This is a genomic window from Streptomyces sp. 3N207 (assembly GCF_052246355.1).
Classification (GTDB): Bacteria; Actinomycetota; Actinomycetes; order Streptomycetales; family Streptomycetaceae; genus Streptomyces.
In genome coordinates this window covers 148,841-169,425 of the sequence record NZ_JBQQBV010000018.1, presented here as the reverse complement: position 1 = coordinate 169,425, position 20,585 = coordinate 148,841, and the positions used below count along the sequence as shown (strand labels likewise).

14 protein-coding genes are annotated in these 20,585 nt (G+C 68.6%); 9 read left to right on the top strand and 5 right to left on the bottom strand.

Annotated elements, in window-relative coordinates:
• Positions 1-244: 244 nt before the first annotated feature.
• The 4 genes from ACTWP9_RS26070 to ACTWP9_RS26055 all read left to right on the top strand — a co-directional run bounded on the left by ACTWP9_RS26070 (position 245) and on the right by ACTWP9_RS26055 (position 4,977).
• Positions 245-694, top strand: coding sequence for an SRPBCC family protein (locus ACTWP9_RS26070; RefSeq protein WP_443248706.1), 450 nt, complete (start codon positions 245-247; stop codon positions 692-694).
• 553 nt (positions 695-1,247) lie between these two features.
• Entirely contained in the window at positions 1,248-1,898 is a 651-nt protein-coding gene (locus tag ACTWP9_RS26065) for a DUF7691 family protein (protein ID WP_443248705.1), read from the top strand.
• Positions 1,899-2,236: 338 nt separating this feature from the next.
• Positions 2,237-3,154, top strand: a complete 918-nt coding sequence (locus ACTWP9_RS26060) for a hypothetical protein (protein ID WP_443248704.1) — start codon at positions 2,237-2,239, stop codon at positions 3,152-3,154.
• A 1,388-nt stretch (positions 3,155-4,542) separates the two neighbouring features.
• Positions 4,543-4,977 carry an ester cyclase gene (locus ACTWP9_RS26055; RefSeq protein ID WP_443248703.1) on the top strand — a complete coding sequence of 145 codons (435 nt, stop codon included), beginning with the start codon at positions 4,543-4,545 and terminating at the stop codon, positions 4,975-4,977.
• Between the two features lie 427 nt (positions 4,978-5,404).
• On the opposite strand, the gene ACTWP9_RS26050 is transcribed toward ACTWP9_RS26055, so the two are convergent.
• On the bottom strand, positions 5,405-5,779 hold the full coding sequence (locus ACTWP9_RS26050) for a hypothetical protein (RefSeq protein ID WP_443248702.1): 375 nt from the start codon (positions 5,777-5,779) through the stop codon (positions 5,405-5,407).
• 288 nt (positions 5,780-6,067) lie between these two features.
• A complete protein-coding gene (locus ACTWP9_RS26045) occupies positions 6,068-6,979 on the bottom strand; it encodes an alpha/beta fold hydrolase (RefSeq protein WP_443248701.1) in 912 nt (303 codons plus the stop codon).
• A gap of 92 nt (positions 6,980-7,071) precedes the next feature.
• On the opposite strand from ACTWP9_RS26045, the gene ACTWP9_RS26040 reads away from it, so the two are divergent.
• Both ACTWP9_RS26040 and ACTWP9_RS26035 read left to right on the top strand, forming a co-directional pair.
• Positions 7,072-7,803, top strand: coding sequence for a hypothetical protein (locus ACTWP9_RS26040; RefSeq protein WP_443248700.1), 732 nt, complete (start codon positions 7,072-7,074; stop codon positions 7,801-7,803).
• Positions 7,804-7,908: 105 nt separating this feature from the next.
• Complete coding sequence (locus ACTWP9_RS26035; RefSeq protein ID WP_443248699.1) at positions 7,909-8,535, top strand: winged helix-turn-helix transcriptional regulator; 627 nt, start codon at positions 7,909-7,911, stop codon at positions 8,533-8,535.
• A 228-nt stretch (positions 8,536-8,763) separates the two neighbouring features.
• Here the strand turns inward: ACTWP9_RS26035 and ACTWP9_RS26030 are convergent, their stop codons facing one another.
• Positions 8,764-9,165: a RidA family protein gene (locus ACTWP9_RS26030; RefSeq protein WP_443248698.1), complete on the bottom strand. Its 402-nt coding sequence runs from the start codon at positions 9,163-9,165 to the stop codon at positions 8,764-8,766.
• A gap of 97 nt (positions 9,166-9,262) precedes the next feature.
• Here ACTWP9_RS26030 and ACTWP9_RS26025 point away from each other — a divergent pair, with 97 nt between their 5' ends.
• Positions 9,263-10,237 (top strand): helix-turn-helix transcriptional regulator, encoded by a 975-nt coding sequence (locus ACTWP9_RS26025; RefSeq protein WP_443248697.1) that lies wholly within the window; start codon positions 9,263-9,265, stop codon positions 10,235-10,237.
• 376 nt (positions 10,238-10,613) lie between these two features.
• Here ACTWP9_RS26025 and ACTWP9_RS26020 read toward each other — a convergent pair whose 3' ends face one another.
• Positions 10,614-11,297: a GntR family transcriptional regulator gene (locus ACTWP9_RS26020; RefSeq protein ID WP_443248696.1), complete on the bottom strand. Its 684-nt coding sequence runs from the start codon at positions 11,295-11,297 to the stop codon at positions 10,614-10,616.
• Positions 11,298-11,456: 159 nt separating this feature from the next.
• On the opposite strand from ACTWP9_RS26020, the gene ACTWP9_RS26015 reads away from it, so the two are divergent.
• Positions 11,457-13,415, top strand: a complete 1,959-nt coding sequence (locus tag ACTWP9_RS26015; RefSeq protein ID WP_443248695.1) for a collagenase — start codon at positions 11,457-11,459, stop codon at positions 13,413-13,415.
• Positions 13,416-13,720: 305 nt separating this feature from the next.
• Here ACTWP9_RS26015 and ACTWP9_RS26010 read toward each other — a convergent pair whose 3' ends face one another.
• Complete coding sequence (locus ACTWP9_RS26010) at positions 13,721-16,522, bottom strand: SpoIIE family protein phosphatase (RefSeq protein WP_443248694.1); 2,802 nt, start codon at positions 16,520-16,522, stop codon at positions 13,721-13,723.
• Positions 16,523-16,842: 320 nt separating this feature from the next.
• Between ACTWP9_RS26010 and putP the strand changes: the two genes are divergently transcribed.
• Positions 16,843-20,427 (top strand): sodium/proline symporter PutP, encoded by a 3,585-nt coding sequence (putP, locus tag ACTWP9_RS26005; RefSeq protein WP_443248693.1) that lies wholly within the window; start codon positions 16,843-16,845, stop codon positions 20,425-20,427.
• Positions 20,428-20,585: the final 158 nt, after the last annotated feature.

Sequence of the window (20,585 nt, the reverse complement as noted above, 5' to 3'; positions counted from 1 at the left end):
CTGCGTACCACGGCATACCGCGAGGGCGACGACGACGCCGGCACGGCCCGCATGGCCGGTGCCGAGCGGATCGAGGCCGCGGTCAAGGCCGGGGAACTTCAGGCACTACGCGTCGCGGCCGACGACGGGCCGGCGGCCACCACCACCCGGACCTCGAAGACCGAGGCCAAGCACCACACTCTGTTCCAGCGCTTGGAGCGCCCACGGGCCGGAACCGCCTATCCCGCCCTTATAGGATGGCCCGGTGCCGCAGTTCGAGATCGTGACAGCCGTCGCCGCACCCCCGGACCAGGTGTTCGAGGCATGCCTCGACGTGGAGATGCACACGCGGTCGATGGCCGGTTCGTCGGAGCGGGCGGTCGACGGCAGGACCCGAGGCGGCCTCTCACTCGGCGACACGGTGACCTTCCAGGCTCGCCACTTCGGCCTGACCTGGCACCTCACCGCGCGTATTACGGCGCATGACCCGCCCCGGTGCTTCGTGGACGAGCAGGATGCCGGGCCCTTCAAGCGGTGGCATCACAGTCATCATTTCGAGCCGGACGGCACCGGCGGCACCGTGATGAGGGATGTCATCGACTTTGCCTCGCCGTTCGGGCTTCTCGGACGCGTCGCCGACCGCACCGTTCTGAGCTGGTACATGCCCCGCCTCATCAGAATCCGCAACGCCTACCTGGCCAGTACCTTGCGGTGAGACCATATTGACGATCATCACGCCTTCGACGGCGGCGCACCTATCCGGTTGCGTCGGAGGAATCTCGGCCCGATACGCCCGGCGACCACCCACGGTGGCCCGGGACCGACCTCACCGATGAATACGCGACACCTCAACGTGCGATCCCACCAGTCCCGAGAGGGGCGGACCGATGGTCAACGATCCGCAGAGGCGGGACCGGTTGCCTCTCGCGCGGCAGCGGCCGGCGTCGAGCCATGTCCGAGCACGGGTACGTGAGGAACGCCCCGAGCCGCAGCCCGAGGCCGGGTCTTCCTGGGTACGAAGGGCTTGAACGAGGCCGACCCGTGCGCGGGCAGGAGCCGGTAAGGGCATTCCGTTCGTGCGGGCGGCCACCGGTTCACGAGGCGGCTGTGGTCGTCGAGGCAGTCATGGCAGGAGGGGAAGCGGGCGTTCATCCCGCACCCCCTGCCCCTGCGATAGACGGAGGGTAAGGAACGCGCCGGCCCCAACCCACGAGTGCCTCCCAACCCCGCACGGCGTCTTGTCCGCGCCCGCTGCCACCATGAGGCGCATGAGCCACATCATCACGATGACCACAGCCAACCAGAGCCACGTCGTGTCCTACCTCCAAGGTGGCGAACTCGCCGCGATTCAGCAGGAAATGCTCCGCGATCACATACGCAAGGACGCCCACGCCGACCAGCTCAGCCTCGAACGCCAAGGCATCGATCTGGGCCTCACGATCCCCGAGGCACTCGACCACCTCCTCGCGGGCCACGCCAACGCGGACGGTGCATACGTGGGCCACGCGTATTACAAGGCGCTCCAGCACATCATCGACTGGAGCGGGTCCGACCCCATGGATTTCGGCGTGTACTCCAAGCCCTCCACGTTCTTCGGGCGCATGGGCGACGAGTTGCGACGCCTCGGCGTCCCCGCCGATCTGCTGCCGCTCGACTTCCTGTTCGCCGGGCCGCCCGACGAGATCCCCTTCCACGTTCCGTCGCCCATGGACGGGTACCCGGCCATCGGCCGTCTACCGCTGGCCAAGACCAAGCCACTCGCCGACGCCTACGCCGCGGTCCTGGACCGCATGGACACCGCCTTCACCCATGAGGCCAAGAGACTCATCGACATGATGCGGGTCGAGCACGACGAATGGCAGAGCGCTCTCAAGCACGGACACACCATGGACACGCTGTTCTTCTCCATTCAGGGCTGACCGGCTCCCCCACGCTGCTACGCGGCCCCAGGCCGTCATGGTGTGGTCCACAACGCCATCTCGGATCCGGACGGATGAACTGGCGCTCCCAGCGGCAAGCAGCGCAGAGTGATCTCCCAGCCTCGTCGGCGGCGCATGCGCGACACCTCAACATGCGCGCCTGCCAGTCCCGACGCCGAAACTCCAGCCGCAGCCCCAACCGCAGCCGCAGCCGCAGCCGCAGAGACCCAGCCCCATACCGCAGGCGCTCGGCGTGGATTGGGGCGGCGCCGTCGTGTGCGGCCTGCTCAGCGACGGCGCGTTCTCCTGATCCGTCGGGACGATGGTGCAATGGGCGTGTGACGGGTGAGCTGTTGCTGGAGCTGAACTGCCGGACCGGCCGGGCGGAGGACTTCGCCAGGTCGGCCGGCGCCTGGCTGACCGAGGCCAGGGCTGAGTTCTTCCCCGAGTACGAGGCGGGCCTGGCCGCGGAGCCCGCCGCCCGGGGCCCGGACGAGGAGAACCCCGACGCACCCTGGGGCCCGTCGCACGGGGTGTGCGCGCAATTGCTGCTGCAACGCTCCGCACACGGACCGAGCATGAGGCAGTCGCGGTACTCGCGGCGGACCTGGCGGCGGCTCCTGTCCGCTCTCGGGTCCTCCCCGCCGTACGCGTGCGTGCTCCTCATGCACCGGCTGGACGCACGCGGACACCCGGAGGACCACGAGCACGCGGTGTCCGTGGAGTTCGAGCGCCTGCCCGACCACCCCGAATGGACCCGCTTCGCCGCCTCGGCCCCTCCCGCGCTGGTGCCCTGGCGGGAATCCGAGGAGGTCCAGCAGCGGTGGCTGGACCTCCTCGCCACCTGGGCGGTCCGGCTGGACGCCGCATACGGGCATCTCACCGACGACGCGGACCCGGCGTTCGGCACGGCCCTGGAGCGCATGCTGAATCTCTTTCCCGAGGACACGGTGCCGGACAGCGACCGGACGCTGCGCGGTTATGCGTGGGGCACCGTGTGCTCGCCGGACGTGGCGGCCCGGGTCGGCGGACCGCAGGTGCTGCGCTCCTCGGGCGCCTTCCACGAGGTCGCCGAACTCCCCGGCCGTCGTCTACTGCTCCGGGCGACGCCCCGGTTGGAGCAGTACGCCGGTGACGCCCCGGCCCGCGTCCTGCGCGCCCTCGCGCCCGCTCTGCCGCCCGGCAGGACGTGCCTTGAGTACCTCCAACCCTGGATGCGCCTGGCCCCGGACGGCGATGCCGCCGACTACCCCTGACCGTCGGCCGTTGTCCTGACACCGCGTCAGCTTCCCGGGGCTTGAGGCGTGTTCGCCGGGGGCGAGCGCCAGGGACATCACCTGTGCCGTCCTGTGCCTGCCTTCCTGCCTTCCTGCCTTCCTGCCTTCCGCAGCGGTGCGCTGATGATCCTGCCGGTTCCCCGCGACCGGCCGACCAGCCGGCCGACGGCGACCGCCATCCGGGTATCGGCCGCGGGTGGGGACCAGGGGTGCCGTCCACCGGTCTTCCAACGGCAGGCTCCAATGGTCGTCCCGTGCGGACCGGGTCCGCGCCATCGCGCCGTAACGCACTGATCGGCTTGCCGAACTCCCGCGAGTCAGCCCGGTAAACGGGGCTATACGGTGAAGAACTGGCACGGCGCGGCTGCGCGCGGTGCCGCATGTGCGTCCCGCCCGGGTCCACGCCAGGCGGGACACTCGTCGATGCACCACAGCAACACGGCTTGATGAAACGCGGCAACCGAAGCCAGCGCCCGGACTGGGTGAAATTGAATGCTGCCCGAGTCAGCACATAGTCACTCGTCGCACTTCCTATATCACAGTGAGTGCGGAAAGTGGCCGCCCACCGGCGGCGGGGCTCGGTTCAAGAGGGAGTACGTGCTCTGACCAGGCGCGACCGCGCGAGGACTCGTCACCCGCCATCAGGCAGCACGATCACTAGTGATCACCGGACAAAGCTCTGGCCACGGGCGCCATGACCTGGGCTTTTTCGGTCTTATCTTCCCTGGACCGAACCTCTTGACTACGGCGATATATGGAGCAAACTGGGAAATAGGCCAGATAGTCGGAGAGCCACACCGCTGACGGAGACGTCTGTTAGCAGGAGACCCTTAACGTGGCTCTGGCTCAGGCCCCCGGGAGCGCGCCGACCCGGAACCTCGGTGACGGCCGAGGCGGATGGGTTGGGGTCGACTGCCGGGGACTGTTTTTTGCCTGGGGCGGGCGATCTGTCACGGGGCCTGGCCTCTGCCGGACACGGGCACGCGAGGCGCTGGTCAGCCAAATCGACAGCAGCCGAATCGGCAGCAGCCCGCAACGAGCGGCCCGAGTTGCGGTATGGCCTTGCTGGACGTGCTCCAGCCCCGCGACCGCGCCGGTTCGCTTCTCTGCTCCTGGTGGCGGCGCCCTCTTCGAGGGCTTGGGGTCAGTGCTGGTAGGGCGTATGCCGACCGCATCGGATGCGTCGGGTGGGCGTTGTGAGCTGGTGGTGGGTAGCGGGTGTGGCCGGCCCGAATTCTGTGGCCGTTCTGAGTGAATGTCCGCGGTTGTCTGGCGCGCCGTGGGCGTGGACGGGGGATCCAACGGGTGACGATTCGGGTCGTATGCGCCGTTCCGGCGGTGCGAAGCGAGCGCGCAGAGGGGTTCCGGTGTCCACCGAGGAGAACAAGAGGCTGGTTCGCCGCTTCTATCAGGAGATCGACGCGGGCAACCTCGATGCCATGGACGAGCTTGTGGCCGAGAACTACAAGGACCACTCGCCGCCGCCGTTTCCAGGCTTCGCACCTGGCCGGGAGGGACTCAAACAGGTGTTCCGCCTGTTCTGGGACGCCACGCCTGGCACCCACGAGATCGAAGACCAGATCGCGGAGGGCGACAAGGTCGTGACTCGGCTGACGGCCCGTGGAGTGCATGAGAGGGACCTTCCCGGAATTCCCGCTACCGGTGAGCCGATCACGATGACCGCGACAGTGATTCATCGTCTTGAGAATGGCAAGCTCGCCGAAAAGTGGTCGGACAAGGACCTCCTTGGCTTCCTTCAGCAGCTCGGTGTGATCCCGGCGTCCGGCGAAGCAGCGGAATAGCTCGGAGCGGCCGGTCCGGCAGGAAGATACGCGTCCTGTGAGGCAGGCTCCGCAGCCGCCGCAGGTGTGACCTGACACGACAACGAGCTCCCGGCCGCGGGATTGCGGTCGGCAGCTTTCATCAACCACCCGACTCGACTCCAGGATCTGAACGTTGGCTGCCACGTCACCGCAGCCGACAGCTTCCTCGTCTGGGCTCAACAGCGAAGTGCTCGCTCTGGGGAACCTGCACCCAGCAGTACCTGGAACCGTTGGATGGCCCGACGCCACGGTCAGCTACCGCGCCGCTGTCCCCGGGCTGTTCCAGGGCGGCCACCCAGGGCGCCCTCTCGCCGACAGCCAGATCCAAGCGCCTCACAAAAGCAGCCGGATATCGAGGTCCGCGGATGAGGCTCGACGACAGCTCACAGGGACGGCCCGAGGCCCCCTACATCCATCTGTCCGGCTCACCGTGCGGCCAGCCTCTCTGCAACGACTGGATCTCCGTCAGCTGACTCCGCAACCACAACCACGCGTCATACACCACGGCCAGGCGCGGTCCGCCGCTGCCCGACATGACCCGGTCGCGGTACACGTGTAACTCCGAATCGGGCATCCTGGCCACCCAGCCGACGTACTCGAACAACGTCATGCCCCGGTCACGAGCCTCCTCGCTGAGGATGCTCTTGATGTGGTCTTCGAGCAGGTCGACGCGCTCTGGGTGGACTTTCGTACGGATGAGGGAGCCGTCGGGCAACTCCTCTATGCTCCAACCTGCGTTGTCATCGTCGGCGGAGCTACCGCCTTTGCGTCGCCTGGCCATGCCCCCGATTGTCGCGCCGACACCCGACAGGCCACCACCCCGCCGACCCGGTTCAGCCCCCCCCGCCAGCTCCAGCTGGGACAGCTTCCTGCCGGTCGCCAAGCCGACGCCCTGCCGGCACCTTCCGCGCCGTAGAGGACGAGCCGGCCGGCCACGAACCAGGCCCGGCGGAGGTGGTCACCGACCGGCAGATCGAGCTGCTGCGGAAGCAGAAGGCGTCGGTGCTGCACTCCCAGGCCGGTAACCCGGTCGATGCGGCTCATGGAAGCGGTCCCAGGGATGTGGCCGTTATGAGGCCGTGCCGCCTTCACCGGCCAGTTGTGCCCACCAAGTCTCGATGGCTTCGCTGAACTCCGCTGGTGCGTCGGATTGCAGGAAGTGTCCGACTCCGTGGAGCACCGTCGTTGTGTGGTTGGGGAAGGTCGCTTCGCAGCGCTCACGGTACTTGTCGGTGAAGATCGGATCCCCGTCAGCCCACAGGACCAGCGTAGGCAACTTCTCGACTGCGCTGAGTTGGTCCGTGAGATCGGTGAAGAACTCGCGAGCGCCGATGAGTTCGCCTGGAAGAGCGGCACAAGCGTCGCGACGCTCTGGCGTGGACGTTGCCTCGCGATAGTGCGCAATTTCGGCTTCGGACAGCTTCCGGCGCTTGTGTGCTGAGGGGATGAAGTACTTGACGAGCAGGTTGAACCGCTTGATCAGCGCGCGTCCGACCGGTCCTCCCATGCTGCGGGAGAACACTTCGCTGGTCAGGTCGCCGTTCAACGGCCATGCCCAGGTGTTGGTCAGGATGAGGCGTTCGAACTTGTCCGGACGTTGCTGGGCGGCGTACAGGCCGAAGGGGCCGCCCCAGTTGTGGCCGATCAGGGTCAGTTGCGCGAGGTCCAGGCGGTCGAGGAAGGACACGAGCAGCGCGGCGTGGTCCTGGGCCAGGTACCGATAGCCGGGGGCGCCGGTGGACAGGCCGAACCCCGGAAAGTCCAGGGCGATGCATCGGAACCGGTCCCGCAGGGCGGCGATCACTTCGCGGTACACGAAGGACCAGACCGGATTGCCGTGCAGCATCAGCAGGATCGGCCCCGAGCCCTCGTCGACGTAGTGCACGACGTTCCCGTCCAGCTCCACGAAGCGGCTTTCGAAGGGGAACAACTCGTCGTCCACCCACGCCGGACGTTCGCCTACAGGTTGCGCAGCCACCATGTCCCGATCCTCCTCGGCCCTAGTTATACTCAAGGGTCCAATTGCTTCGCAAGTCTACAAGTAAAAATCAAGCAGCAGCCGGGAGCGGCTACATGAACGAACTGGTCGACGAAGTCCTCACCGCACACGGCGGCGCTGAACGCTGGCAGTCCGTTTCAGCGATCACAGCGCGGGGGCGCTTGGCCGGCCTGCTGCCTCGACGCTTTCCCGGCAACAAGCTGGCGAACTTCACCGTTCAGGTCCAAGTCACCGAGCAGTGCACCGTCCTCCATGACTTCCCGCAGGCCGGCAAGCGCGCCGTGTTCGACCGGGGCGACGTGCGGATCGAAACCCATGACGGCGAACAACTCGACACCCGAACCGACCCACGTTCGGCCTTCTTCGGGTTGAGCGGACTCCGCCGCAACGTCAACTGGGACCCACTCGACACCGCTTACTTCGCCGGATACGCCTTCTGGAACTACCTGACCGCACCACTACTGCTCACCCGCGGCGACGTCACCGTCATCGAAGGCGAACCCTGGCAGGAATCCGGACAGCAATGGCGTCGACTCCAGGCAGCGTTCCCCGCGCAGATCGACACCCACTCCCGGCAACAGACCTTCTACGTCGACACCGACGGCCTGATCCGCCGCCACGACTTCGTCGCCGAACCAGTAGGCAACTGGGCCAAAGCCGCCCTCTACTGCGATCAGCACCGCGAGTTCGACGGACTCATCATCCCCACCCGACGGCGCGTGTTCCCGCGGGGACCCGGCAGCCGGGTTCTCTCCCGGCCGACCTTCCTGGCGCTCGAATTCGACGAGATCGAGATCGAGCGCTGAGGCGAACGCAACCTCATGCGGCCGAATCCTTGCGATACTCAAGTCTGCAAGCAAACGCCAAGCTGGCAAACGTCAAGCGTGATGGGAGACGAGGAGGAGAGAGTGGTGGCCAAAAGGTCCTATGGCCAGTACTGCGGCTTGGCGCGGGCGCTCGATGTCGTTGGCGATCGGTGGAGCCTGCTCATCGTGCGCGAGCTGCTCGGTGGCCCGGCCCGTTACGGGCAACTCCAGGCCGGCCTGCCCGGGATCTCCACCAACCTGCTGGCCGAGCGCCTACGCGAGCTGGAAGAAGTCGGCGTGGTCGGGCGCCAACTCGACACCGAAAGCAATGGCGTCGCCTACGCGCTCACGCCTTGGGGAAGCGAACTTCGCGGTCCGATCGCTGCGTTGGTGAACTGGAGCACGCCGCTCATGGTTTCCGGCCCGCGTGGCGATAGCTTCAAAGCTCATTGGTTGGTGGTGGCGCTCGAGTCACTGTTGGACGGCAAGCGAGCCGAGGTTCCGGCGACCGTCGGCGTGGACGTCGACGGCACGACCCTCACGGTGCGCGTCGACGAAACGGGTACCCACGTCACGCTCGACGTCGATGGACAACCCGAAACCGTGCTTCGCGCAGAACCCTCGGCGGTGCTGGGCCTGGCATCAGGCATGCTGACGGTCGAGGAGGCGATCTCCGCGGGCGATCTCCGTGGCGACAAGCAGGATCTCGCCGCGGTATTCGGCCCAGGCTGAGGGGTCCCGGGGTCGGCACGGTCATGGCGTCACCTCAAAGAACGACGTCCTTGGACATCACAGCCAGCGATCCCAATGAGGGGTGCCAGATGCCCCTGAGCAGCAGAACGAGCTGACGACTTGCCCAGACCTTCGTGTCCGATGGCGCCTGTTCACATAGCTGCGCCACCCCGTTACTGAACCGCCGCCCGCGTCGGGTCGAACAGCCCGGATGCGGGCGGCGGCGAGTCAGGACCTGGCGGCGAGGGCCTCGACCTCGAACAGCACGTCAGGCGCAGCCAGGCTCGCGACACCGATGAGGGTTTGCGTGGGCGGTTTCGTACCCCAGACCTCCTGCACGGCCCCGGCGATCGGCCCGAGCTTGCTGACGTCATGGTTCACCACATACGTCCTGAGCTGGACGACGTGGCTGAGGTCGAGCCCATGGGCGGCAAGAGCGACGCCGATATTGTGGAACGTCTGCTTCACCTGCTGGGTGAAGTCGGTCGAGACAACCGCGCCGTCCGGGCCCGAACCGTACTGACCCGCGATAAGCACCAGTTCCGTACCTGCGGGGACGGTGGCGGTGTGGCTGTAGCCGAACGGGACCGGGTCGTGCAAACCGTCCGGATTGACAATGGCGTGTGCCATGTGGATCACCTGTCGTGTGCGATGGGTCGTTGTCAGGCTGGTAAGCCTCCCAACGAATCACGACATCGGGTGTCGCGTTTTCCTTTAGGGTTCTCGTATGCGTGCCGACCGGTTGGTCTCCCTGGTTCTGCTGCTGCGCCAGCGCGGTCGGCTGTCCGCGCCCGCGTTGGCCCGCGAGCTGGAGGTATCCACCCGCACCGTGCTGCGTGACATCGAGGCGCTGTCCGCAGCCGGCGTCCCGGTCTACGCCCAACGCGGTCGGCACGGCGGTTTCGCGTTGCTGCCCGGTTTCCGGACCGAGCTCACCGGACTGAACCACGACGAGGCACTTGCCCTGCTGGTCGCCGGATCGAGGCGGGGCGCGCAGGCTTTCGGCCTCGGCTCGGCGCTCGCTTCGGCCATGCTCAAGGTGGTCGACGCGCTGCCCGAAAGCCATCGGGACACCGCGGCCGGCGTGGCCGAGCGATTGCTCATCGACCCGGAGACCGACCTCCTCTCGCGTCGACTGGTCGCTGAGGAGGTACCTGCCTCGACAGCCGCCGAGGTCCGGCGCGCGGTGTTCGCCGGACACAAGCTGCGCATCCGCTACGCGGCTGTGGATCAGACCCCGAAATGGCGCACGGTGGACCCGATCGGCCTGGTCACCGTACGCGACCACGGCTACTTGCTGGCCACGAGGTCCGGCGCGGACCGCACCTACCGGCTGTCCCGCATCCTGGCCGCCGAGGAACTCGCCGAACCGGCACAGCGACCGGACCGGGTCGATCTGGACCGGGCCTGGCAGGAACGCAGCACGCGGTTCCGGACCGGCGGCGACCAAGTCACCGTGCTGGTACGGGTGGACCCCGCGCGGCGGGAGGACCTGGTGGGCACCGCACTGGCCGTCCTCGCCGAAGAAACCGACGCAGACGGCCGGCTGCGGCTGGAGGTGACCTTCCAAGATCCGAGGCACGCCGAATGGGCACTGTGGCAGCTGGCCACGAACGCGGAAGCCCTGGCCCCGCAGTGGCTGCGCACCGCCCTGCGCAACCGCGCCGCCGCGATCGCCACCTGCTACGGAGTGTCCTCCTGAGGAGCGAAGGCCGTTTTTCGGGAGCTGTGAGAACCGAGAGCTTGTGAGAACGAAGATCAACGGCAAACCGGACACGCTCCGGCGGGAGCCCATGGCTGCTCAGAGCTACTCATCTCCGCGGATATGAAGCGTCGTCTGTCGGGGCGCGACGCCGCCCTGGATGGTCTACGACCCTCAATGGGGTTGCAGTGGGTCATGCCAAAGATCAATGTCTATGTGCCTGATGATCTGGCCGGGGCGGTCAAGAAGGCCGGGATCCCGGTGTCGGCGATGTGCAAGCGGGCCCTGGAGCAGGCCGTGCGCCGGGTGACCGCCATCCGCGCTCAGCGGATTGCGGTGCGCGCGTGGCGGGGCGGGCAGCGGCGGGACCGCAGGCTCAGCCCTCGGCCTCGCCGGCGCTCTCCCACTGGGAGCGCAGACGGCCGAGGTGGGTCCGCATCCGCCGCTCGGCTCCCTCCGCGTCCCGGGCCAGCACCAGGTCGAGCAGCACCTCGTGTTCCTCGGCCGACTCCATGAGCTGGCCGCTCTTCGCGAGCCCGGCCAGCCCGTAGAGCCGGGCGTGGCCGCGCAGTTCGCCGACGACCTCCACCAGGCGGCGGTTTCCCGCGAGTTCGAGCAGCGCGAGGTGGAAGCGGCGGTCCGCCTCCAGGAAGCCGATGAGGTCGCCCGCGCGAGCGGCGGCGACTATCTCGCGGGTGACAGGGCGGAGCTCCTCCAGCCGCGCCGGGTCGCCGGACCGGGCCACCCGCCCCACCGTCGGCACCTCGATCAGCTCGCGGATCGCGACGTACTCGGCGAGGTCGCGCTCGGAGAGTTCGGTGACGCGGAAGCCCTTGTTCCGTACGGGCTCCACCATGCCCTCGCGCGTGAGGTCGAGCATCGCTTCTCGTACGGGCGTGGCCGAGACACCGAACTGCGCGGCGAGTTGGGGTGCGGAGTACACGGCTCCGGGGCGCAGTTCTCCCGCGATCAGCGCGGCGCGCAGGGCGTGCGCGACGTGGTCGCGGATGCTGAGCCGGTTCGGCACAGCGGGCAGCTTCAGCGGGCGTTCTGCGGTCATGCGCGCGCGGCTCCTCGGGTGTGATCCAGTCCGAGTGTATGCCGGTGCTCCCGCCAACTGCTCCCGGATTCCCGTGCCTTCACGACCCTTCCGCATGACATGTGATGTGTGAAATTGTACTGGGCGCATGAGCACACCCCCACACAACTGGAGAACCGGATGAGCCGGAACGATCGAAGAAGCTCGTTACGCGCACGTCTCACCCGCGCTCTGTGCGCCGGAGTCCTGGCGGTCTCGCTGGGCGTCGGCGCGGGCCAGTTCGGCGACGGCGAAGCAGCCCAGGCGGCGGCGCCGCGCGACCGCGACACGGTGTCGGGCCCTCGGGCCTCGGACGCCGCTGCGGAGGCAGAGCACATACGCGGCAAGCGCCTCAAGGTCGAGGACCGCGCGCCGACTCCCGCCTCCAAGGACGCGCTCAAGCAGGGCCACAACGATTCGGCGACCCCGCCGTCCCACAAGCGGCCCTCCATGAAGGGCGTGGCGCAGGGCACGGCGAAGGCCGCCTGCTCGCCCGGCGACTTCGCGCAGACGGGCGACGCGCTCGTCAAGCAGATCACCTCGTCCACGACCGAGTGCATCAACACGCTCTTCAGCCTCACCGGCCAGGACGCGCACGGCGCATTCCGCGAGGAGCAGATGATCACTGTCGCCAACGCGCTGCGCGAGGACTCCGCCGCCTACCCCGGCGACGGCAGCACCGGCATGCCGCAGATCGTTCTGTTCCTGCGGGCCGGTTACTACGTGCAGTTCAACCACGAGCAGGACGTGGGCGAGTACGGGCCCGAGCTGAAGTCCGCGATCCAGGGCGGCCTGGACGCGTTCTTCGACTCCGAGCACTCGCACGACGTGACCGACGCCAACGGCGAGACCCTGTCCGAGGCCATCACCCTCATCGACAGTTCCGGGGAGAACGCCCGCTACCTCGGCGTCGTCAAGCGGATGCTGGAGGGCTACGACAGCTCGTACAACGACAAGTGGTGGATGGTCAACGCGGTCAACAACGTCTATACGGTGCTGTGGCGCGGGCATCAGCTACCGGACTTCGTCGAGGCGGTGGTGGCCGATCCGAGCGTCCTTGACACCCTGCACACCTTCGCGAAGGACCACCTCGACCTGCTCGGCGGGGAGCAGTCCTACCTCACCGCCAACGCCGGCCGCGAGATGGGCCGTTTCGTGCAGCACGACAAGCTGCGCGAGAAGGTGCGCCCGCAGATGAAGGACCTGCTCGGCGTCAGCGAAATGATCGGCAAGACAGCCCCGCTGTGGGTCGGAGTCGCGGAGATGGCCGACGAGTACGACAAGGACAACTGCGACTACTACGACGTCTGCGGCCTCAAAGATCGGCTGAAGGAGGCCGTCCTCAAGGACAAGGAGTCGTGCAGCGACAGCATCTCGATGGTCGCCCAGGGCATGGACGCCGGCAACTTCGACAACGCCTGCACCAGCCTCAACGGCCAGGACGCGTTCTTCCACAAGGTCGCCGAGGACGACGGTCCGGTGAAGGACGACAAGAACACGAAGGTCGAGGTCGTGGTCTTCGACTCCGACGTCAACTACCAGACGTACGCCGGAGTGATCTACGGCATCGACACCAACAACGGCGGCATGTACCTGGAGGGCGACCCGTCGGCCGACGGCAACCTCCCCCGCTTCATCGCCTTCGAGCGGCCGGACGGCGACAAGTTCCGGATCTGGAACCTCAACCACGAGTACACCCACTACCTCGACGGCCGCTTCAACATGTACGGCGACTTCGAGGCCGGGGTGTCGACCCCGACGGTGTGGTGGATCGAGGGCTTCGCGGAGTACATCTCGTACTCGTACCGCGAGCTCCCCTACGACGAGGCGATCAAGGAGGCGGGTAAGAAGACGTATCCGCTGAGCGAGCTGTTCAACACGACGTACGAGAACACCAACACGACCCGCACCTATCAATGGGGCTACCTCGCCGCCCGGTACATGCTGGAGAAGCACCCGGACGACGTGGCCACCGTGCTCGCTTCCTACCGCACCGGCGACTGGGACGCGGCGCGCAAGCACCTGACGGAGAACATCGGCACGCGCTACGACCAGGACTGGAACGCCTGGCTCGACGCCTGCGCGAACGGCGCCTGCTGACCGTCCCCCCACCCGTGGTCCCCGGCGAGCCCGCCGGGGACCACGGCCGCTACCCCGCGCAAGCCTCGACGGCGGGCGAGGGGCGGTCGCGCTGGAGCGGCGTCAGAGCCGGCGGCCGCATTGCGCAGTACGCGGGTGGAGGTCCGGGTTTCGGAGTCCCAACCGGGGCTTTCGGCCCGCCGGGCTTCCGAGGTGAACTTCCGGGCCGGGTCACGCAGGCTGATCACGGTGGCGCCCTCGGCCTTGGTGTTGCGGATGCTCAATGATCTGCGGCATCACGGCAGTGTGCGCCGAGCTTCACAACCTCACCAGCCCCCGTCGTCGAACTGGTCCAGCAGCGCGTCGGCCGGCAGCTCCTCGGCGGAGCGGGCTGAGGCGCCGCCACGCAGGTGCTGTTCGGTCCAGATGACCTTGCCGCCCGGGGTGTAGCGGGTGCCCCAGTGCTGTGCGAACTGGGCGACGAGGAAGAGGCCGCGCCCGCCCTCGTCCATGGTGGATGCGCGGCGTAGGTGCGGTGAGGTTCCGCTGCCGTCCGCGACCTCGCAGATGAGGCTGTCGTCGTCGTGCAGGAGCCGGACGTGGATCGGCGGCCTGCCGTAGCGGATGGCGTTGGTGATCAGCTCACTGAGAATCAGTTCGGTGGTGTGGCCGATCTCCTCCAGGCCCCACTCGCGCAGCCGCGCGGCGCATTCCGCGCGTACCGGCGCCACGGCCGCGGGGTTCGGCTCCACTTGCCACTCGGCGATCTGGGCCGGGTCGAGGCGTCGGGTGCGGGCCACCAACAGCGCGACGTCGTCGGACGGGTGTTCGGGCATGACGGAGTCCGCGACCGCGCGAGCAGTTTCATCCGGGCTGCTGCCCGCGGTTTCCTCCAGCACCGCGCGGAGGATTTCCAGACCGGTGTCGATGTCGCGGTCCCGGCTCTCGACCAGGCCGTCGGTGTACAGGACGAGGTGGGCACCCTCGGGCAGCTCCACTTCCGTGGTCTCGAAGGGGTGGCCGCCCAGACCGAGCGGCGGGGACGCGGGTACGTCCGCATAGCTGACGGTGCCGTCCGGGTACACGACGGCGGGGCAGTGGTGTCCGGCGCGAGCCAGTGTGCAGGAGCCGGTGACCGGGTCGTAGATGGCGTACAAACACGTCGCCCCGGCCACCTCTTCGGACGGCCGCCCGCCCGCGAGGCCGGCACGGCTGTCCTCGTCGTCGATGCGGACGACGAGCTCGTCCAGGCGGGCGAGCACCTCGTCGGGCTGCAGGTCGAGGACGGAGAAGTTGTGTACGGCGGTGCGCAGGCGGCCCATCGTCGCAGCCGCGTGCAGTCCGTGCCCGACCACGTCGCCGACGACGAGGGCGACACGTGTACCGGAGAGGGGGATGACATCGAACCAGTCGCCGCCCACGCCCGCCTCGGCCGGCACATAGCGCCAGGCCGCCTCCAGCGCGGCCTGCTCGGGCAGCCCGCGGGGCAGCAGGCTGCGCTGCAGGGTTACCGCCATGGCGTGCTCGCGGGTGTAGCGGCGCGCGTTGTCGATGGCCACCGCGGCCCGTGCGGCCAGCTCCTCGGAGAAGGACACATCGTCCTCGTCGAAGGCCGGTGAGTCGCCGCTGCGCCAGAAGTGCGCGATGCCCAGGATCACCCCCCTCGCCCGCAGCGGAACGGTGATCAGCGAGTGCACGCCGTACTCCAGGGTCCGCCGCGCGCGGTCCGGGTCGTGGAGCACCCACTCCTCCGCGCGGTGCAGGTCCGGCTCCAGCACCGCCTGCTCCGCACCGAGGGCCTGCGCCTGCGGCGAACCGGGCCGGAACGTGATCGCCTCGCCGACCTCGTACAACGGCAGGCCCGCGGGCTTGTCGCTGACCGCCGCCCGCCGCACCCGGCGCTGGGTCTGCGGAGCCGGCTCCTGGCCGCGTACGACCTCGTCCAGCAGATCGACCGCTGCCACGTCGGCGAATCCGGGCACCGCCACGTCGGCCAGCTCTGCCGCCGTACGCGCCACGTCCAGCGTCGTGCCGATCCGCACCCCCGACTCGTACAGCAACTTCAGCCGTTCCCGCGCCACCTGCGCGCGGCCCGAGACGGCCGACAGCTCGGTGGTGTCGCGGAGCGTCACCACGCTGCCCGGCTCCTCGCCGTGCGGGGCGGTGGGGCGGATGTTCACCGCCAGCAGCCGGTCCCCGGACAGCAGCACCTCGTCGGTGGCGGCCTCCCCTCTCACCAGCAGCTGTGCCATACGCTCGTCCAGACCCAACTCGCTCACGTGCCGGCGCTCGGTGCCGACGGGCAGATCCAGCAGGCGGCGCGCCTCGTCGTTGGCCAGTACCAGACGCCCGTCGGAGCCGAGGATGAGCACGCCCTCTCGCACCGCGTGCAGGACCGCGTCGTGGTGCTCGTACATCCGCGTCATCTCCGCCGGCCCGAGGCCGTGCGTCTGACGCAGCAGCCGTCTGGAGACCAGGGCCGTCCCGCCGGTGGCGGCCACGAGCGCGGCGGCGCCGGCGCCGAGGATGATGGGAAGCTGCTGGTTGATCATGCCGGTGACGTTGCGGATGGCGAGTCCCGCCGAAGCCATGCCGATGATCGTGCCGTCGGAGTCCCGCACGGGCACCACGGCCTGGACGACATCGGTATCCCCGCCCGTGAGGGGGCCGGTGACCGTCTCCACGGTGGTGCGGCCGCGAAGCGAGGGCTCGATCGTGCCGACGAATTTCTTCCCGATCAGTGACGGGTCGGGCTGCGAGTACCGGATCCCCTTCCGGTTCATGAGCACGATGAAGTCGACGCCGGCGTCCTTACGGGCCGCCTCGGCACGCGGCTGAAGCACCTTCGCCGGATTCGGACCCTGCATCGCCTCCGCCACGCCCGGGGCATGCGCGAACGCCTGGGCCACCGCGACCGACTTCTCCCGGGCCCGGCCGGTGCCGTCCCGCTGCGCCTGCACCACCTGGGCGATCACCGCGGCCGCGACCAGCAGCAGCACCAGCACCACCTGCAGCACGAACACCTGACCGGCCGCACTGCGCAGGCGCAGCTGCCAACGCCCTTTCTCTCCGGGGTTGGCGGACGAGCGCTCCGGCTGATTCCGGGGGCGGCGGAAAGGCAGCTTCATGACTTATTACTAACACCTCGCTCCCCCACTTCCCCCAGGCCGAGCCAACATCGCTTCCCAGGCAGCGGGCAGCGGGTCGGGGGCAGCAGGCCGGGCGGGCGGTTCGGCCGGCTTCCCGCGCCGGTACAGGGAAAGCCGCACGCTCGTACGGCATTGCGTGCGGGGCTGTCGCACACATATCGGCCGTTCAGCTCCGGTGCGGTGGTGGCGGTCACTGCCGGGCGACCCAAATCTGTACATTTACCCGGCAGGACGTACCGGGCTGCCCAGCGCGCCGCATGGTCGCGCTCGTGCTCATGAACCTCGCGGGCGAGGATTAAATGTTCGATTCGAGTGTGCCGATCGTGGCCGCCTTCCTCGTGTATGCGATCGCCATGATCGGAGTAGGTGTCTGGGCATACACCCGCACTCACACCTTCGCCGACTTCGCCCTCGGGGGGCGCAGGCTCAGCCCGTTGGTCGCGGCTCTGTCGGCAGGGGCCAGCGACATGTCCGGCTGGCTGTTCCTCGCGCTTCCCGGTGCGGTGTACGCGGCCGGTATCGGCGCCGCCTGGATTGCAGTCGGTCTGGCGGTCGGCACCTACCTCAACTGGCTGTTCGTCGCGCCGAGGCTGCGCACCTACACGGAGCGCGCCGAGAACGCCGTGAGCCTGCCGGCCTACCTGGAGGAGCGGTTCGAGGACCGTACCCGGATACTCAGACTGGTCTCGGCGGCGGTCACTCTGGTGTTCTTCACCGTCTACGTCGCCAGTGGTCTGGTAGCCGGCGGGCTGCTGTTCGAGCAAGTCTTCGACATCCGGTTCGGGCTCGGGGTGACCCTGACGGCCCTGATGGTGGTCATCTACTCGTGCCTGGGCGGCTTTCTCGCCGTGAGCCTGACGCATGTGATGCAGGGGACGCTGATGTTCCTCGCCCTGCTCGTGGTCCCCCTGACCGGTATCGCGGCCCTCGGAGGCTTCCCGGCGCTGGGCGCTGCCCTCGACGACAAGGCGCCCGATCTGCTGGACATGGGGGCCGCTGTCGACTACGCGGACGGGCAGTGGTCGGCAGGCGGGTCGCTCGGCGCCGTCGCGATCGTTTCCCTTCTCGCCTGGGGCCTCGGCTACTTCGGCCAGCCGCACATCCTGGCCCGCTTCATGGGCATCCGCAGCATCCGTGCCATCCCCGCGGCCCGTCGTATCGGAACGGGTTGGGTCGTCGTCGTACTCGCCGGCGCCACACTCGTCGGCCTCGCGGGAATCGGGCGGCTCGACACGCCGCTCACCGACCCCGACACGGTGTACATCGTCCTGAGCCGGATCCTGTTCGATCCCTGGATCGCCGGGGTGATGCTGATCGCCGTACTGGCCGCGATCATGTCGACCGCGGACAGCCAGCTTCTCGTGTCGTCGGTCGCGCTCACGGAGGACTTCTACCGCGCGTTCCTCAACAGGCGGGCCCCGGACAGGGCGCTGGTGTGGGTCGGTCGCGGCGCCGTCGTCGTGGTGATCCTGGTGGCCTTCCTGATCGCGCTCAAGGCCGGCGGGCTGCTGAGCATCGTCGCCTATGCCTGGGCGGGCTTCGGGGCCGCCTTCGGGCCCGTCGTTCTGCTCTCGCTGTACTGGCCCCGTATGACCTGGGCGGGGGCCATGGCCGGGATCGTGTCGGGCGCGACCACGGTGCTTCTCTGGCAGGAGATCAACCTGCTGCTCGGGCCACTTGAGTCGGGCGTCTACGAAATGGTCCCGGGCGTACTGGTCGCCACGGTCGCCGCACTGGTCTTCGGCAGGTTCGTCGGCCGGCCGCCGAAACGGGCCTTCTGGCGGATGCCGGGAGGCGGGGTGAGCCAGCTGATGCTCACTCCGTTCCTCACCCACGCACCGGTCGGTATGGCCGTCCTGGACACGGATCTGCGCTACGTGTGGGTGAACAAATCACTGGACCGTCTGGTCCCCCTCGAGCAACGGCTGGGGCGGCAGGTGAGGGAGGTGCTGCCGAGGCCGGAGGCGGAAGCTTTCGAGGAGCAGTTGCGCACGGTTCTCGAGACCGGGGCCCCGGTGCTGGACTACGAGTTCCGCGACCCCGGCTACACCAGCCCCGACCGAACGCGCGCGTTCTCCGCCTCATTCTTCGGCATGAAGGACCGCCAGGGCCGGTACGTAGGCGTCGGGTACGTGATCATCGACGTCACCGAGCGCTGGCAGGCGCAGGAACGCCTGGCCCTGCTGAACGCTGCCAGCGCCCATATCGGCAGCACGCTGGATGTGACGCGGACCGCGCAGGAACTGGCTGACGATGCCGTGCCGTCCCTCGCCGATTTCGTCGCCGTCGACCTGCTGGACCTGGTCATCAGCGGTGAGGAACCGGCCCCCGGGCCGGTCGGCATGACGCCCGTCATCCGCCGGGCGGGGCAGCAGTCGGTGCGCGAGGGCTGTCCGGAGGCAAGCCTGGCCGTGGGTGAAACCGTGCGGCGCGCTCCCTCGTCGCCCGTGACCCGCTGCCTGCTGGAAAGCAGGACTCTCGTGGAGCGGGTCATGGACCCCTCCAGCGCCTGGGTGACCGAGGACGAGTCACTGGGCGCCTCCATCCGCGAGTTCGACTTCCGCTCGCTGCTGGTGGTCCCGCTGCGGGCGCGCGGTGTCACGCTCGGCGTGGCGACGTTCGCCCGGTCCAGCCGCCTGGGCCCCTTCGAGGAGGACGACGTGCGTCTCGCCGAGGAGATCGTCTCCCGCGCGGCGGTGTGCGTCGACAACGCGCGCCGTTTCACCCGTGAGCGCACCGCGGCCCGCTCCATGCAGCGTTTCCTGCTCCCGCAGGAACTGGCGGGAGGGTCCGCTCTGGAGGTCGCGTCGTGGTATCTCCCGGCCGATGCCCCCAGTGGTGTGGGCGGCGACTGGTTCGACGTGATTCCGCTCTCCGGAGCCCGGGTCGCACTGGTTGTGGGAGACGTGGTCGGACACGGCATCAACGCAGCGGCAACCATGGGGCGCCTGCGCACCGCCGTGCGCACGCTCGCCAACCTGGACCTGGCCCCGGACGAACTGCTGGCTCATCTGGACGACCTGGTCATCGGCCTCATGGGGGCGCACAGCAGCGAGGAGCCGGTCGCGGCCGAGGGCGAGACCGCGAGCTCCGCATTCATGGGGGCAACCTGCCTGTACGCCGTGTACGACCCGGTCAGCAGGCGGTGCACGCTGGCCCGTGCCGGTCACCTCCCGCCCGTGATCGTCGGCCCCGAGGGCACCGCCGACATCCTCGATCTGCCCGCCGGACCACCGCTCGGCCTCGGGTACCTCCCCTTCGAGTCCGTCGAACTGGTGCTGGCCGAAGGCAGCCTCATCGCCCTCTACACCGACGGCCTCATCGAGACCTTCGACCGGGATATCGACGTCGGGCTCTCCCGACTGGGCGATGCCCTCGTGGAGCCCAGGCCGACGCTGGAGGGGATCGGCCAGGGCGCGGTCGACGCCCTGCTGACAGGTCCGCCGTCCGACGATGTGGCGCTGCTCCTTGCCCGGACCCGTGTCCTTGCTCCGGACCGGGTCGTCTCGTGGGACCTGCCCAGCGATCCGGCGGCCGTGGCGGACGCCCGCACCCTCGCGGGCCGGCAGTTGGCGGACTGGGGCATGGACGACCTGACGTTCACCGCGGAGCTCATCGTCAGCGAATTGGTCACCAACGCCATCCGCCATGCGGCCGGACCGATCGGTCTGCGCCTGATCCGGGACCGGGGACTGATCTGCGAGGTCTCCGACGCCAGCAGCACCTCGCCGCGCCTGCGCCATGCCCGGACCACTGACGAGGAAGGACGGGGCCTGCTGATCGTGGCCCAGCTCGCCCGCAGATGGGGCACCCGGTACACGGCGACCGGCAAGATCATCTGGACGGAACAGGAAATTCCCGCCGAGCTGGCCGCCCAGTGGTGAGCGTCGCCCACGGAGCAGGACGAGACGGCAACCCGGACCCCGCGGGCCCGCGTCGCGCAGGATCCGCGCTGTGGCATCCAGGCCGGGGTGCGGGCCTGGCCGTCACGGAGAGTCCGGCCCGGTGCGCGGCGCCGCGGCATCGGTACGGACCTGTTGTC